The following is a 356-nucleotide window of genomic DNA, read 5'->3' on the forward strand; positions in this document are numbered from 1 at the left end:
TCATTCCGGTGTTCAGCCGGAAGCCGATTTTCGGCTACGTCGGCCTCATCAGCGCCACGATCGCCATCGCCGGTCTCTCCGTGACCGTCTGGGCGCACCACATGTTCGTGACCGGCGGTGTACTGCTTCCGTTCTTCTCGTTCATGAGCTTCCTGATCGCGGTGCCGACCGGTGTGAAGTTCTTCAACTGGACCGGCACGATGTGGAAGGGCTCGTTGTCCTTCGAGACACCGATGCTCTGGTCCGTCGGCTTCCTCGTCACCTTCCTCTTCGGGGGTCTGACCGGTGTGCTCCTGGCCTCCCCGCCGCTCGACTTCCACGTCTCCGACTCCTATTTCGTCGTGGCGCACTTCCAC

Annotated in this window: 1 protein-coding gene; it reads left to right on the top strand. The window is 61.8% G+C overall.

From position 1 onward, the window contains the following. Positions 1-356: cbb3-type cytochrome c oxidase subunit I (locus tag IH13_RS0100190; protein WP_031079913.1), on the top strand; the 356-nt coding region annotated here is incomplete at both ends.

Source organism: Streptomyces sp. NRRL WC-3549, from assembly GCF_000721935.1.
GTDB lineage: Bacteria > Actinomycetota > Actinomycetes > Streptomycetales > Streptomycetaceae > Streptomyces.